The sequence below is a fragment of the Rhodococcus sp. NPDC004095 genome, from assembly GCF_053604015.1.
In genome coordinates this window covers 497,810-511,684 of the sequence record NZ_JBSGGS010000003.1, presented here as the reverse complement: position 1 = coordinate 511,684, position 13,875 = coordinate 497,810, and the positions used below count along the sequence as shown (strand labels likewise).

Here is a 13,875-nt window from a genome sequence, read left to right as displayed (position 1 = left end):
CCCGGCGTTGCCTGGAGTTCGTGGTCGATTAACGCTGTGTAAAGCAGTGGCTCGAAGCCTTCTCCACTGTTGACACCGTGCAATGGACCGTACATAGTACGGAGAAGTCGGTGCGATCGACCGGCGACCTTTGTCACTGTGCGCGCAGGCTTTCTCACCGTTGCGATTTCCCGCGCGCCACCTGTCCGGCGCGCTCTCACCGGGCGCCCCTTTCGCTCCACGGCAGCCTTCTGCCAGCTCGCACGTGACGTCCCACTTCGACACGGTCGGCCGATGCGGCCGGCGCCCCTTAAGGACGACGATGACCGAAAGTTCGCACACCAAGTCGCAAAGCCGAAAAGCCGTGTTCGCAGGGTGGATCGGCACCACGATCGAGTACTACGATTTCGCCTGTTACGGACTGGCTTCCTCGCTCGTATTCGCCCCGCTCTTCTTCCCGTCGACCAATCCCGCTGTCGGCACGCTGCTCTCGCTCTCCACGTTTGCCGTCGCCTACATTGCACGCCCGGTGGGCGCGATGGTGTTCGGGCACTTCGGTGACCGGATCGGCCGGAAAGCCGCGCTGATCATGACGCTCGTGCTGATGGGTGGGGCGACGTTCATGATCGGCCTGCTGCCGACGCACGACCAGATCGGGATGGCGGCACCCATCCTGTTGGTCCTCGCCCGTCTGGCCCAAGGCTTTTCGGTCGGCGGCGAGTACAGCGGCGCCGTCCTGATGACGGTCGAACACTCCGAACGCGGAAAACAGGGACTCCTCGGCGCGGTCGTCAACACCGGCGCCACGATGGGACTGCTGCTCGCCAACCTGATCTTCCTGCTCGTCTTCCAGATGCCGACCGACCACATGGAGTCGTGGGGCTGGCGAATTCCCTTCCTGCTCAGTGGTGTTCTGGTCATGGTCGGGCTCGTCGCCCGGACCACTCTCGACGAGACGCCCGACTTCGCGACGGCGAAGGAGAGCGGTGACGTCGAGCAACGTCCGGTCGTCAGCGTCCTGCGTGGTCACCTCTCCACGGTCGTCCTCGTGGCGATGGGCATCATCGCGGCGGGCAGCGTGTTCACCATGACCACCGTCTTCTCACTGAGCTACGGCAAGGACGGGCTCGGGATGGACAAGAGCGCGATGCTGGAGGTGCTGCTGCCGGCGACCGTCGTGATCCTGATCTGCCTGCCGCTCTTCGGTCGCCTCGCCGATCGCGTCGGAATCCGGAGAATGTTCCTTGCAGGCGCGGCCTCACTCGTCGTCCTGCCGTTCGTGTGGTTCGCGTTGCTCGACACCCGCAACTACTGGCTGATGCTGCTGGGATTCGCGCTCATCTTCGTTGGCTACTCGGCCAATTATGCAGTGGTGCCGGTGTACTTCTCGCAGGTCTTCCCGCCCTCCGTCCGGTTCACCGGGATGTCGATCGGATTCACCGTCGGACTCATCGCGGGTAGCGCGATCGCTCCTCCGTTGTCCGCGATGCTGCTCGAGAACACCGGGAGCTGGGTTCCGATCGCCGTCTACATGGCCTGCACCGGCGTCGCCTCGGTCATCGCCGGCGTGCTCCTCAAACTGCCCGATGGTTCCGCCTCGACCGAGGATGCAGTAAATGACATTGTCACGGAAAGGATCTCGGGATGACCGTCGCCGATGCGGGGGAGGTCGGCGCGGTGCCGATGCAGCGCCGTGAGGTCGTGGCGCGGGGTGCCACGCTGTCTTACCACGTCGCCAATCCGGACGCGCCGGGACGACCCGTCGTGTTGCTGCACCCATGGTTCGGCTGCTGGCAGTTCTGGACGCCGACCATTCGGGCACTGGAGGACAGGCCGTGCTTCGCGGTCGACTTCTACTCTCCGGCCGCGGGGCACTGGGACACCGTCGTCGGCCCCGAGGGGCTGGCAGAGGTGGTACTGGCGATGATGGACTCCGAGGGGCTCGACCAGATCGACCTCGTGGGCAATTCGGTGGGCGGCATCGTCGCCCAGGTGCTGGCATCGTCGGCCCCCGAACGGGTGCGCACCCTCGTGCTGGTGGGAACCGGCGCCGGCACGGTGGGGTGCCTGCCCGGGTTCGCGTCCGCGGTCGACGACTGGATCGCGGTCGCCCACGCCGGCGCCGAAGCGAGCCGGGCCGCGATCGACACCACCGTCGGGATGCTCGTCAGCCGGCGCCCGGACCCCGACACCTGGAACACCTTCCTGGACATGGTCGCGCAGGCAGACCCCGCCTATCTCGCCGCCACCCTCGCCGCCGCACGGCAACTCGACCTCACACCGAGGCTCGGCGCGATCACCGCCCCGACCCTCGTGGTTCGCGGCAGCGAGGACTGTGCCCGGACCCCGGCGCACGCCGAGGTGCTGGTGGCCGGGATCCCGGACGCCCGCGCGGTCGAGATGGCCGGCGCCGGGCACTCGCCGATGGTGGACCACCCCGACGAGTTCAACGCGTTGGTGGTGGCGCACCTGAACGGGGACGTCGTGCGCAGCTGACCGGTGTCGAAGCGGAGGAACGCGCACTGTCGGTGCCTGGCGGTACCGTCCCGACATGAGCTACGAATTCCAGGTCACAGTGGATTGCAGGCGCCCGCACGACCAGGCGAAGTGGTGGGCGCAAACCCTCGGCTGGCAGGTCGAGCCGAGCGACGAGGACTTCATCCGGGGTGTCGTCGCGGCCGGGCACGCGGCCGAGGAGGACACCGAGGTCTACGACGGGGTGCTGGTCTGGAAGGTCGGCGCCGCGATCCGCGACCCCGAGCACCCCGACCGGCCTCGGGTGCTGTTCCAGCTCGTGCCGGAGGCGAAGTCGGTCAAGAACCGGCTGCATCTGGACGTGCGGGTCGGCGACGACAAACAGTCGGTCGCGGACGCGCTCGTCGCCCGAGGGGCGACGGTTCTGCACCACGGTGAGCAGGGGCCGTTCCGGTGGATCACCATGGCCGATCCCGAGGGCAACGAGTTTTGCGTCAGCTGACCGGGCCCGACGCTCAGCGGTAGGCGCCGGGGGTGCTACCGGTCCAGCGCTTGAAGGCGCGGCGGAACGCGCTCGGCTCGGAGAACCCGAGCCGAGCGGACAGCTCGTCGACGGACTCGCCGCGGGCCAGGCCCGAGATCGCGGTGTCGCGGAGCACCTCCTCGCGCAGCTGATTCAGCGAGGTGCCTTCGTGCCGGAGCAGCCGACGCAGGTGCGCGGCGCTGATCGAGAGCATGTCCGCGATGTCGTCGGCGGACGCGGTACGCCCCGCCACGCCGCGCTCGAGCGCCTTCCGGACCTGCGCCGCCGCGCTGCTGTCGTAGTCCCGTTCGGAGAACAGCAGATTCGGGGACTCGCGCAGGTACTCCTCGAGGGCCTCCTCGGTCTGGATGATCGGCGCCCGCAACACCGCGTTGTCCAGTTCGATCGCGGCGTGGTCGGCGCCGAAGCTGACCCGGACGCCGAAGATGGCGTCGTACGCGCGAGCGAGCACCCGGTCCGGTTCGGGAAGGGGGAGACGCACCGCGACGAGCTTCACGCGGCGACCCACCAGCCACGCCGCGAACCGGTGCAACAGCATCAGGACGAAGTCGGTGAGCAACTGGTCGGCCGCGTCGGCGATCTCCCGCGGCACCGCCGGATCCCGGTGCGGCATCTCTGCGTGCAGCACGGTGGTCTCCGGACCGGTCTCCAGGCGGAGCGGCGACAGCCCCGGCATCACCCGGATCACGTCGACGAGTCGTTCGAGCGCGCTGCCGAGGTCGGGCCGGTGGATCAGGGTCAGGCAGATCACCCGGAACGTGCCTCGCGGGACCGGCGCGGCGCCGAGCCCGAACAGTTCGTCGTCGGTCAGGTGCCACGCCGCCTGCGTGAACCGCGTCAACTGGGCGGGGGTGATGCGCTCGGCGCCCTCGCCGAGGACCGTCGGGGCGATCCCGGCCGCCGACAGCGGCGCGGCCATGTCGAACCCGGCGCCGGCCGCCAGCACGGCGGCGCGGCGCACGAAGTCGGCGGGAACGGTGCGACCGGTCATCGCCGGATCACCACCGCCCCGCCAGCCGGTGCAGCCGCTCGACCGCTTCGGTCAGCACGTCGTCGCGTTTGCAGAATGCGAAGCGCACCAGATGATTCCACGGCTCCTTGTGGTCGGCGAACACGCTGACCGGTACCGCGGCGACGCCGATGCGTTCGGGCAGCGCGCGGCAGAACGACTCGCCGTCGACGTCGCTCAGCGGGGAGATGTCCGCGCACACGAAATAGGTTCCGGCACTGGAGCGGACACCGAAACCGGCCTCGGCGAGGGCGGTGGACAGCATGTCCCGCTTGCGCTGCAACGTCTTCCGCTGCTCGGTGACCCAGGGCATCTCGTGCCGCAGGGCGTGCGCGACCGCAGGCTGGAACGGCCCGCCCGCGACGAACGACATGAACTGCTTCGCCGTGCGCACCGCGTCGACCAGCTCCGCCGGCCCGCACGCCCACCCGGTCTTCCAGCCGGTGACCGCGAACGTCTTCGCCGCGCTCGACACCGTCACCGTCCGCTCCGCCATGCCCGGCAGCATGCCGATCGGCGTGTGGCTGCGGCCGTCGAACAGCAGGTGCTCGTACACCTCGTCGCTGAGCACCAGCACGTCGTGCCGGACGGCGACCTCCGCGATCGCGGACAGCTCGGCGTCGGACAGCACGGTGCCGGTCGGATTGTGCGGGGTGTTCACCACGATCATCCGGGTGTCCGGACCGACCGCGGCCCGCAGCGCGTCCAGGTCCAGGGCGAAGCCGTCGCCGTCCGCGACGAGGGGCACGGTCCTGCGCACCCCGCCTGCCAGCGCCACCGCGGCGGCGTACGAGTCGTAGTACGGCTCGATCAGCACCACCTCCTGGCCCGGTTCGACCAGGCCGAGCAGGGTCGCACTGATCGCCTCCGTCGCACCGACCGTGACCAGCACCTCGGTGTCCGGGTCGAAACGCTGGCCGTACCGGTCGGCCCGATCCGCGGCGATCGCCTCGCGCAGCACCGGCATGCCCGGTCCGGGCGGGTACTGGTTCAGCCCATCGGAGATGGCGGTGCGCGCGACGTCGAGCATCGCGGCGGGTCCGTCGGTGTCGGGGAAGCCCTGCCCGAGGTTGATCGCCCCGTTCCGGACCGCGAGCGCCGTCATCTCGGCGAAGATCGTCGAGGCGAACGGCTGCAGTCGGGTCACCGTCTGAACACGTGGTGCGGGCATTGTCACAGCTTATCGGCCGTGTATCGGGCTGCTTCGACGACCGCTGTCACGTTTACTGGTCCTGTCTCGTCCACAAGTTGAAGGCCCCTCTCGGGCGCCCGCCGCGAACAGGAGAAGACATGACCCGCATCGCCCCCCTCGCCCCGAAGGATGCCGGAGTGCTGGCCCGGATCGCGTACCGGTTCGCCACCCGCCGGTTCGGTGTCGTACCGGAACCGTTCACCGTCGTCGCGCATCACCGGAAGCTGCTGATGGCGTCCGCCGTGCAGGAACTGGCCGCGGAGAAGGCCTCGACGGTGCTGCCCGCCGCGGTCCGCGATCTCGCCGTGTACCGCGTCGCGTGGACCGTCGGGTGCTCGTGGTGCGTCGACTTCGGCGCGATGCTCATGCGCCTCGAGGATCTCGACGTCGATCGGCTGCAGCACATCGACGACTACGCGACCTCGCCGCTGTACAGCGAGGACGAGCGCGCGGCGATCGCGTACGCCGACGCGATGACCGCGACCCCCACCACCACGACCGACGAGCAGGTCGCCGACCTCGAACGCCGCTTCGGGAAGGCCGGCGTCGTCGAGCTGACCTTCCAGATCGCACTGGAGAACCAGCGGTCGCGAATGAACTCCGCGCTCGGGATCGTCGATCAGGGGTTCAGCACGGACTCGTGCCGGGTGCCGTGGGCCGACCAGCCGGCGGCCGTCACGTCGTCGGATTCGCCATCCTGACCCCGCCCAGCTTGGCGGGATTCGCGAAGTCGTAGGCGGCACAGACCTTTCCGTCGCGGACGGTGAACCCTCCCGCCCGCGCCGGAAAGCCGCGGTGGGTGGCGCCGCCCGGCATCCCCCGCGAGTAGAACCCGAGACGCCCGTTGACCATCGCCGGTTCCAGGCTCTCGAACACCCGGTCGCCGTACTTGGCGGCCAGGCCGAGGAAGAACCGCGCGAACCGGTCGGCGCCGTGCAGCACGTTCAGGGCGGTGCTCGTGGTGCCGCCGGCATCGCCGATCACCACGGCGTCCGGGTGGAGCGCGTCGATCACGGCACGCAGGTCGCCGGTGGCCATCGCGGCCAGCAACCGTCCCACCGCGGCGTCGTGATCGGGGTCGGGCGGTGGCACGTCGGCGGCCGCCACCGTGCGCCGGGCCCGCGACGCGAGCTGCCTGCAGCCCGCGACGGAGTTCCCGAGCAGCCCCGCGATCTCGTCGAACGGGACCCCGAATCCGTCGTGCAGCACGAAAGCGACGCGCTGGTCCGGGCCCAGGGTGTCGAGGACGACCAGCGCGGCCAGCCTGGAGTCCTCGTCGCGGACTACGGCCTCCAACGGGTCGACGGCCGCACCCGACCCGACCGGCGTCACGATCGGCTCCGGAAGCCACTGTCCCACATACGTTTCCCGGCGCACCGCGGCGCTGCGCAGATGGTCGAGGCAGATCCGGCCGACCACCGTCGTCAGCCAGGCCCGCAGATCCCGGATCGAGTCGGTGTCGGCGTCGGCCAGGCGAAGCCACGTCTCCTGCACCGCGTCCTCGGCGTCGCTGACGCTGCCGGTCAGCCGATAGGCCGCGGACAACAGGTGCCGGCGATGCTCCTCGAACTCCACGGTCGGTGTGGCGGTGGGCATGATCCGATACTGCCCCATCGGGCGGAGGTGCGTCATCCCTCGTAGGCTCGCGGATATGCGATTCGGAATGTTTGTGCCGCAGGGCTGGCGACTGGACCTGGTGGGCATCGACCCCGCCGACCAGTGGAGCGCGATGAAGTCGGTGGCGCTGCGCGCCGAGGCCGGACCGTGGGAGTCGGTGTGGGTGTACGACCACTTCCACACCGTGCCGACGCCGACGGACGAGGCCACTCACGAGGCGTGGTCGCTGATGTCGGCGCTCGGCGCGGTGACGTCGTCGGTCCGGCTGGGCCAGATGTGCACCGCCATGAGCTACCGGAATCCGGCATACCTGGCGAAGGTCGCCGCGACCGCCGATCTGATCTCCGGCGGCCGGATCGAAATGGGTATCGGCGCCGGCTGGTACGAACACGAGTGGCGCGCCTACGGTTACGGGTTCCCGGCGGCGGGGGAGCGGCTCGGCCGGCTCGACGAGGGCGTGCAGATCCTGCGGCAGGCGTGGACCACCGGCCGCGCCACGCTGGACGGGAAGCACTACCAGGTCGACGGCGCGATCGTGGCTCCGAAACCGCTGCAGGACGGCGGTATTCCGCTGTGGATCGCCGGTGGTGGCGAGAAGGTCACGCTGAAGATCGCCGCGAAGTACGCGCAGTACACGAACTTCGACGGCACCCTCGACGGGTTCACCCACAAGTCCGAGGTGTTGCGCGAGCACTGCGCCGCGGTCGGCACCGACTTCGGTGCGATCGTCCGCTCGGCGAACTACAACATCGCGATCGGCGCCACCGAGGCCGAGGTGGAGCAGCGGCTGGCGCAGATCAAGGCACAGATCGCGCAGTTCTCGGGGGAGGAGGTCGCCGAGGCGGCACTGTCGGCGTACCGCGGCATGCCCGGCGTGGGTACCCCGGAGCAGATCGTCGAGAACCTCACCGCACTGCGTGAGCGTGGCCTCGACTACGCGATCTGCTACTTCGCCGAGGCCGCCCACGACACCTCCGGCATCGAACTGTTCGAACGCGAGGTGATTCCCGCACTGGAGGCGTGAACGCGATGTTCGTGGTGGGCCTGTCCGGGCCCGGACTGTCACTGACGCCGCCGACCGAGGCGGACGTCGCGTCGATCACCAGCTGCTGCCAGGACGAGGCGATCGGACGGTGGACGACGATGCCGGTGCCGTATCGGCGGGCGGACGCGGAGGCGTTCGTGACGAGGGTGGTTCCGGCGGGCTGGGCCGACCGCAGTCCCACCTGGGCGGTGCGACACGGCCCCGACGGTCCGGCCGTCGGGATGATCGGTCTCGGCGCCCGTGACGAATCGGCCGCCGAGATCGGGTTCTGGCTCGACCCCGCCGAGCGTGGTCGAGGGCTGATGACCGCGGCGCTGAACCTGGTGTGCGACTTCGCCTTCCGTTCGGACACGCTGGCCCTCGAACGGATCGAGTGGCGGGCGTTCGTCGGGAACGCGGCGTCCGCCGCGGTCGCGCGGCGGGTGGGATTCCGGTTCGAGGGCATCGCCCGCCGCGGGGGACTGCAGCGCGGCGTCCGCCGGGACATGTGGGTCGCGGGACTGCTGGCCACGGACCGGCGCACACCCGACGAGGGCTGGCCCCCGCTCGTCTAGCGGATGTCGTTGGCGGAGACCGGGATCTGCTGGTTCTGTGCCTTCGCCACGTCGTCGACCAGCGGGATCGACTTGGTCAGCAGCTTCCACTCGGCGTTCGGGATCTGCTCGATCGCCCGGCGGAGGACCTTCGGGTCGCGGGTGCCCCACGCGATCGGCATCGGGCTGACCATCTGCCAGGTGTCGGCATGGGAGTTCGTGGTGCGGTCCGAGAGCACCGAGATCGACGGGACGCGTTCGCCGACATTGGTCAGCGAATGTCCGGGCAGGGTGCGGATCGTGCGGGTGACCAGCGCGTAGTGCGGCGTGTCGGCGCTCGGCTTGGCGGTGTTCACCAGCGCCAGCAGCGTCGCGCCGCGCGGACGGGACACCGCGACGATCGCCGGGACCAGTTCCCCGTTCGCGTACAGGTCCTCGACCGACCCGACCTTGCGGGGCGCCCAGAACGCCATCCACAGCGAGGCCACCGCGACCACGACCGCGACCGCGGCGAGGATGTACGACCACGGGTGCGCGAGCACGACGAACCAGGCGGCGAGCGCGGCGAACAGCAGGGCGGTGATGATCGCGGACCAGCGCAGACGGCGAACGTCACCGACCGTCTCGTTGACCGACTTGGCGTGGGCGGTGTCTACCGGGAACTCGAAGCGACGCACAGTCCTATTCCTACCCGATCGCCGGTCCGAGGAGGTCGTCCGCGTCGGTGATCCGGTACGCGTACCCCTGCTCCGCCAGGAACCGCTGCCGGTGCGCCGCGTACTCGGCGTCGAGCGTGTCGCGGGCGACGACCGAGTAGAAATGCGCCTGCCCACCGTCGTGCTTGGGCCGCAACAGCCGGCCCAGCCGCTGCGCCTCCTCCTGCCGTGACCCGAACGTGCCCGACACCTGGACGGCGACCGACGCCTCCGGCAGGTCGATGGAGAAGTTCGCGACCTTGCTGACGACGAGGGTCTTGATCTCGCCCGCCCGGAACGCGTCGAACAGCGCCTCACGCTCCCGGGTCTTCGTCGACCCCTTGATCACCGGTGCGTCCAGCGCCTCACCGAGCTCGTCGAGCTGGTCGATGTAGGCACCGATCACCAGGGCCGGCGAGTCGGTGTGCCGGTCCAGGATCGACTTGACCACCGCGTTCTTGGTGTGCGCGGTCGAGCACAGCTTGTAGCGCTCCTCCGGTTCGGCGGTCGCGTACGCCATCCGCTCGGCGTCGGTGAGCGTGACCCGCACCTCGATGCAGTCGGCGGGGGCGATCCAGCCCTGCGACTCGATGTCCTTCCACGGGGCGTCGTAGCGCTTCGGACCGATCAGCGAGAACACGTCGCCCTCGCGGCCATCCTCGCGGACCAGCGTCGCGGTGAGGCCGAGGCGTCGCCGCGACTGCAGGTCCGCCGTCATCCGGAAGACCGGCGCGGGCAGCAGGTGCACCTCGTCGTAGATCACCAGGCCCCAGTCGCGGGAGTCGAACAGTTCGAGGTGCTTGTACTCGCCCTTCGTCTTCCGGGTGATCACCTGGTAGGTCGCGATCGTGACCGGGCGGATCTCCTTCTTCTCACCCGAGTACTCGCCGATCTCGTCCTCGGTCAGCGAGGTCCGCGCGATCAGTTCCCGCTTCCACTGCCTGCCCGCGACGGTGTTGGTGACCAGGATCAGGGTCGTCGCCTTCGCCTTCGCCATCGCGGCCGCGCCGACCATCGTCTTGCCCGCACCACACGGCAGCACCACCACACCGGAGCCGCCCGCCCAGAACGAGTCCGCCGCCATCTCCTGGTAGTCGCGCAGGTGCCAGCCGCCGTCCGCGGAACCGGGGAACCGGCCCTCGTAGTCCAGCTCGATCGGGTGCGCCTCGCCGTCCACGTAACCGGCGAGGTCCTCGGCCGGCCAGCCGATCTTGAGCAGCATCTGCTTGAGGTGCCCCCGCTCGGACGGGTGGACGACGACGGTGTCCTCGTCCACCTGCGCGCCGAGCATCGGGCCGATCTTCTTGTGCCTGCGCACCTCGGTGAGCACCGCCCGGTCCAGGCTGACCAGCACCAGTCCGTGCGCCGGGTTCTTCACCAGCTGCAGCCGTCCGTAGCGGGCCATCGTGTCGACGACGTCGACGAGCAGCGGCTGAGGCACCGCGAACCTCGAATAGGTGACGAGGGCGTCGACCACCTGCTCGGCGTCGTGCCCGGCGGCACGGGCGTTCCACAGCGCGAGCGGCGTGACGCGATAGGTGTGCACGTGCTCGGGCGCGCGCTCGAGTTCGGCGAACGGCGCGATCGCCTGCCGGGCCTGATCGGCCATCGGGTGGTCGACCTCGAGCAGCAGGGTCTTGTCGGACTGGACGATGAGCGGTCCGTCGGTCACGTACGCCTCCTAGCGATGACAACCACTCCATTGTCCACGCTTCGCGCAGGAGGCGACGTGACCGACGTCGGGACCGCCGGGAATCCGCGGGGTGTGCCGGAAACAGGTGCGAATCGCGCCGGGTTCGTGCGCAACACCACGGAAGTGTTTCCGCAGGGCCGAATTTCTCGAAAGCTTCGGCCGACCGCTTCCTTTTTCTAGCGCCCGAGATCCTGTCGAATATCCATCACCTGGACCAGCGCCTCGGAAATTCCGGCACGGTATCCGGCCTCGCGTTCGGTGTGCCCCGACGTGGCATCGAGTTCGTTTTCCAGTCGGTCCTTGATTCGATCAAGGGCCAAGAGTGTCTTTTTCACGAGGGGGCCTTCTGTTGTGTTCGATGCGGCGTGGGTCGGGAAAATCCAATCCTGTGCGCACTCGTCGAGGACGAAGATTCGCGCGGAGGTCAGCGCCGCGAGCCGTCCGCGGGACCTGGGGCTCGGGGGTGCCGCACCGTCGGCGGACCCGCGCAACTGTCGGTAGAGGGTGTCGAGAACTCGGGAGGCCGCCGGTGCGGCGGTGTCGCAGTGCACGGAAATTCGGTCCGTCAGTGGCGCTTGCGTTTCCGGATCAACTCGCCGGACTCCGCCGCCCGGTCCCGCTTTTCCGCGCGCCTTTCCTTCAACGACTGTGCCGGTTTCTTGAGATTTTTGCCGGGTTTCTTGTCTGCCATTGTCGCTCCTGAATTCGAAGTGGCAATCACTGGGCCCGACCATACTTCATTTTCCGAAGAAAGCCAGCCGTGCAGGCAGGCGGTCTTATTCGAACTTTTTTCGGGTCAGTCGACCAGCGAGACCGACGTCACCCGGTGCAGCGTGAACCGGCGGATCGCGCCGTCGGCGGGGTCGAAGGCGTCGAGTTGGCCACCACCGACGCTGACCGGGTCGACGATGCGTTCCGAGGCGATGCCCTGCGCGTCGACGTACCCGATCCGGACGCTGCGCCCCACCTTCACCGCGAGCTGCAGCAGCGCCATCGTCGCGGCACTGCCGGCGCGGGTGCCGTCCGAGCGGACCGCCTCACCGCGCGGGGTCGAGGCCGCGCGCTGACCGGCCCGCAGCTGCCGGACCAGGAGGTCGAGCTGCTCGTCGGTCGGCGGGGCGGGCATCCGCCGGACGCCGCGCGCGCGGCGCCTGGGCACCCGGGCCCCCGGCGGACGCAGATCCACGATCGCGCCCGAGGAGTCCTCCCCGGCCGGGGCGAAACCGGCCGCCCGCAACTGTTCGAGCACCTCGCCGAGCGACGCCTGCGAGACCGCAACGGTCGGCGCCAGCGCCCGCAACGCCAGCGCCTCGGCGACCGGGGAGGACAGCACCTCCGCGAGCATCGCCGGGTCGTCGCAACGGACGAATGCCTGCGCGATACCGGCCCGCAGTCGGCCGTGCCTGCGCGCCACGTCGTCGATCAGGTACGTCAGGGCCTGCGGGACCGGGGTTCGCGAATGCGACGCGAACAGGGCGTGCAGTTCGGCGGCGGTCCGCCCGGCGTCGAGGGCGCGCCGCACACTGGCCTCCCCGACCCGGTACACCGTCGCCGCGCCCGCCGACTCGACGTCGGCGACCAGCGTGATCTGCGCGAGCAGATCCGGCACCAGCGGCCCCGGCGCGATCACCGTCAGGTCCGCCTGAACCAGCACGTGGTCGATAGGTTTCGGCAGCGCCGCGACCATTTCGGCGAGCACCGACTCCGGAGGGCCGCCGTGCAGCAGGCTGCGGCCCGGTGACGACAGGGCCCCGCGGCCGATCAGCCCGACCGCGGTCGCCTCCCGCAGGGTGTGCTCGATCGCGGACACCCCGAGCCGGCCGGCCCAGCGGGGCCGGCGCCACGCCACGACCGCCGCCACCGCCGCGGCGCTCGCACCCACCCCGGTGCCGAGTTCGGCGACGACGTCGAGCACGAACCGGCGATCCCGCGGGGCGCCGGACGCCCGCACCTCGTCGGAGAGGGCGGCGATCGGCTTGTCGTGTGGGTCGCGCAGCCCCACCGTCCACGGTCGGCGCGGCAGGTCCAGCCACACCTGCGCGAGCAGATGCCATCGATGCCCCGGGGTGCCCTCGAGCCACGCGTCCGCGGCCGTGGTGGGCGCCCAGTACTCGTCGCCGGTGTCGGCCGCGGGCAGCGGGTCGGGGACACCTGCGGCGATCAGTCCGGCGGCGGACAGCAGTTCGACGAGCAGGCTCACCCTGACCTCGTCGATCCCGACGACCTTGGCCAGCCGCCGCGCCTCGCGCACCCCGAGACCCCCGGCCTTGAGGGTCGGTGCGGGATGGTCACCGAGCGCGCCGAGCAGTTCCTCACAGTGCCGGATCAGTTCCAGCGCCTCGCCGGCGGCGGCCGCGTTCACCTCGGCGACCTTGTGCTTGGTCCCGCGCACCGCGGGCGGGGCCAGCACGGACGGGTCGGTGACGGTCTCGCCGCGCAGCACCTGGCCCACCTGCTGGGGCAGTTCGACCGTCTGCTCGTCGAGCCAGGTCAGCAGGCCCGATGCCAGGAGCCGCTGCACCGGCCGATCCGGCGAGGTGCCGGGGGCCGCGTCGCGGGTCCGGCCGATCGGTGAGCTGGTGGCGAGGGTGTCGAGCAACCGTCGTTCGTCCTCGGTGAGCCCCGCCACCGCCGCGGCGATCTGATCCGCGGTCAGCGTGGTGGTGGCCGGGTCGATCCGCCAGGTGACCGCATCGCGCGCCGCCGGTGTCACCCGCAGCACCTTGGTGCCCCACACCAGCGCCCGGTCGCGCAGCACCGTCAGCGCCCGATCCACGGCCCGGGCCGGTGCCCGGCCCGCGACCGCGTCGGCGAGCTGGTCGCGCCGCACCCCGGACTCGGCGGCGCCGTCCCGGGCGAGCAAGCCGATCAACGTGAGTTCGAGCACGCTGAGGTCGTCCGCCACCCGCAACACCGACGCCCGCTGCTCGGCGCGGGACGCCAGCACCGACAGGTTCGCAGGCGGGGGGACCGCCAGGTCCGGGCGCAGTCGCAGCAATTCCGCCAGCTCGCGGTCGCTCCGCGTGCTGAGCCAGGTCGCCAGGCTGTCGGTCACGGCGGCGGGATCGGTTTCGGTCATCGATTGTCAGATTA

14 protein-coding genes are annotated in these 13,875 nt (G+C 70.0%); 6 read left to right on the top strand and 8 right to left on the bottom strand.

The window, feature by feature from the left end; genetic code table 11:
* Positions 1-301: 301 nt before the first annotated feature.
* From ACWEPG_RS08505 to ACWEPG_RS08495, 3 genes are read left to right on the top strand one after another with little or no spacing between them, the layout of a single operon-like run.
* On the top strand, positions 302-1,627 hold the full coding sequence (locus ACWEPG_RS08505) for an MFS transporter (protein WP_450115190.1): 1,326 nt from the start codon (positions 302-304) through the stop codon (positions 1,625-1,627).
* Entirely contained in the window at positions 1,624-2,475 is an 852-nt protein-coding gene (locus ACWEPG_RS08500; protein ID WP_452594236.1) for an alpha/beta fold hydrolase, read from the top strand. Before ACWEPG_RS08505 ends, ACWEPG_RS08500 begins: the two co-directional genes overlap by 4 nt.
* 55 nt (positions 2,476-2,530) lie before the next feature.
* Positions 2,531-2,956: a VOC family protein gene (locus ACWEPG_RS08495; protein WP_452594235.1), complete on the top strand. Its 426-nt coding sequence runs from the start codon at positions 2,531-2,533 to the stop codon at positions 2,954-2,956.
* A gap of 13 nt (positions 2,957-2,969) precedes the next feature.
* Here ACWEPG_RS08495 and ACWEPG_RS08490 read toward each other — a convergent pair whose 3' ends face one another.
* Entirely contained in the window at positions 2,970-3,989 is a 1,020-nt protein-coding gene (locus ACWEPG_RS08490) for an AraC family transcriptional regulator (protein ID WP_452594234.1), read from the bottom strand.
* 7 nt (positions 3,990-3,996) lie between these two features.
* Entirely contained in the window at positions 3,997-5,178 is a 1,182-nt protein-coding gene (locus tag ACWEPG_RS08485) for a pyridoxal phosphate-dependent aminotransferase (RefSeq protein WP_452594233.1), read from the bottom strand.
* 119 nt (positions 5,179-5,297) lie between these two features.
* Here ACWEPG_RS08485 and ACWEPG_RS08480 point away from each other — a divergent pair, with 119 nt between their 5' ends.
* The gene (locus tag ACWEPG_RS08480; RefSeq protein WP_450115195.1) at positions 5,298-5,900 is read left to right on the top strand and encodes a carboxymuconolactone decarboxylase family protein; all 603 of its coding nucleotides are present in this window, start codon (positions 5,298-5,300) and stop codon (positions 5,898-5,900) included.
* On the opposite strand, the gene ACWEPG_RS08475 is transcribed toward ACWEPG_RS08480, so the two are convergent.
* Positions 5,875-6,795, bottom strand: coding sequence for a sigma-70 family RNA polymerase sigma factor (locus tag ACWEPG_RS08475; RefSeq protein ID WP_452594232.1), 921 nt, complete (start codon positions 6,793-6,795; stop codon positions 5,875-5,877). The genes ACWEPG_RS08480 and ACWEPG_RS08475 overlap by 26 nt on opposite strands.
* Before the next feature lie 55 nt (positions 6,796-6,850).
* Between ACWEPG_RS08475 and ACWEPG_RS08470 the strand changes: the two genes are divergently transcribed.
* Both ACWEPG_RS08470 and ACWEPG_RS08465 read left to right on the top strand, forming a co-directional pair.
* Positions 6,851-7,840: an LLM class F420-dependent oxidoreductase gene (locus ACWEPG_RS08470; RefSeq protein ID WP_452594231.1), complete on the top strand. Its 990-nt coding sequence runs from the start codon at positions 6,851-6,853 to the stop codon at positions 7,838-7,840.
* Positions 7,841-7,845: 5 nt separating this feature from the next.
* The gene (locus ACWEPG_RS08465) at positions 7,846-8,415 is read left to right on the top strand and encodes a GNAT family N-acetyltransferase (protein WP_452594261.1); all 570 of its coding nucleotides are present in this window, start codon (positions 7,846-7,848) and stop codon (positions 8,413-8,415) included.
* Here the strand turns inward: ACWEPG_RS08465 and ACWEPG_RS08460 are convergent.
* The 5 genes from ACWEPG_RS08460 to ACWEPG_RS08440 form a co-directional block, all read right to left on the bottom strand.
* Entirely contained in the window at positions 8,412-9,071 is a 660-nt protein-coding gene (locus ACWEPG_RS08460; RefSeq protein WP_452594230.1) for a DUF3239 domain-containing protein, read from the bottom strand. The genes ACWEPG_RS08465 and ACWEPG_RS08460 overlap by 4 nt on opposite strands.
* Before the next feature lie 10 nt (positions 9,072-9,081).
* Entirely contained in the window at positions 9,082-10,761 is a 1,680-nt protein-coding gene (locus ACWEPG_RS08455) for a DNA repair helicase XPB (RefSeq protein ID WP_450115204.1), read from the bottom strand.
* Between the two features lie 197 nt (positions 10,762-10,958).
* The gene (locus tag ACWEPG_RS08450) at positions 10,959-11,117 is read right to left on the bottom strand and encodes a hypothetical protein (protein WP_452594229.1); all 159 of its coding nucleotides are present in this window, start codon (positions 11,115-11,117) and stop codon (positions 10,959-10,961) included.
* A gap of 230 nt (positions 11,118-11,347) precedes the next feature.
* Positions 11,348-11,473, bottom strand: coding sequence for a hypothetical protein (locus ACWEPG_RS08445; RefSeq protein ID WP_450115206.1), 126 nt, complete (start codon positions 11,471-11,473; stop codon positions 11,348-11,350).
* 105 nt (positions 11,474-11,578) lie between these two features.
* Complete coding sequence (locus ACWEPG_RS08440; RefSeq protein ID WP_452594228.1) at positions 11,579-13,861, bottom strand: helicase-associated domain-containing protein; 2,283 nt, start codon at positions 13,859-13,861, stop codon at positions 11,579-11,581.
* Positions 13,862-13,875: the final 14 nt, after the last annotated feature.

Bases quoted from the DNA above. Each gene is read 5' to 3' on its own strand.
- ACWEPG_RS08495 (WP_452594235.1), top strand. From the start codon at position 2,531: ATGAGCTACGAATTCCAGGTCACAGTGGATTGCAGGCGCCCGCACGAC.
- ACWEPG_RS08500 (WP_452594236.1), top strand. From the start codon at position 1,624: ATGACCGTCGCCGATGCGGGGGAGGTCGGCGCGGTGCCGATGCAGCGC.
- ACWEPG_RS08475 (WP_452594232.1), bottom strand. From the start codon at position 6,795: ATGCCCACCGCCACACCGACCGTGGAGTTCGAGGAGCATCGCCGGCAC.
- ACWEPG_RS08505 (WP_450115190.1), top strand. From the start codon at position 302: ATGACCGAAAGTTCGCACACCAAGTCGCAAAGCCGAAAAGCCGTGTTC.
- ACWEPG_RS08490 (WP_452594234.1), bottom strand. From the start codon at position 3,989: ATGACCGGTCGCACCGTTCCCGCCGACTTCGTGCGCCGCGCCGCCGTG.
- ACWEPG_RS08470 (WP_452594231.1), top strand. From the start codon at position 6,851: ATGCGATTCGGAATGTTTGTGCCGCAGGGCTGGCGACTGGACCTGGTG.
- ACWEPG_RS08485 (WP_452594233.1), bottom strand. From the start codon at position 5,178: ATGCCCGCACCACGTGTTCAGACGGTGACCCGACTGCAGCCGTTCGCC.
- ACWEPG_RS08480 (WP_450115195.1), top strand. From the start codon at position 5,298: ATGACCCGCATCGCCCCCCTCGCCCCGAAGGATGCCGGAGTGCTGGCC.
- ACWEPG_RS08445 (WP_450115206.1), bottom strand. From the start codon at position 11,473: ATGGCAGACAAGAAACCCGGCAAAAATCTCAAGAAACCGGCACAGTCG.
- ACWEPG_RS08440 (WP_452594228.1), bottom strand. From the start codon at position 13,861: ATGACCGAAACCGATCCCGCCGCCGTGACCGACAGCCTGGCGACCTGG.
- ACWEPG_RS08465 (WP_452594261.1), top strand. From the start codon at position 7,846: ATGTTCGTGGTGGGCCTGTCCGGGCCCGGACTGTCACTGACGCCGCCG.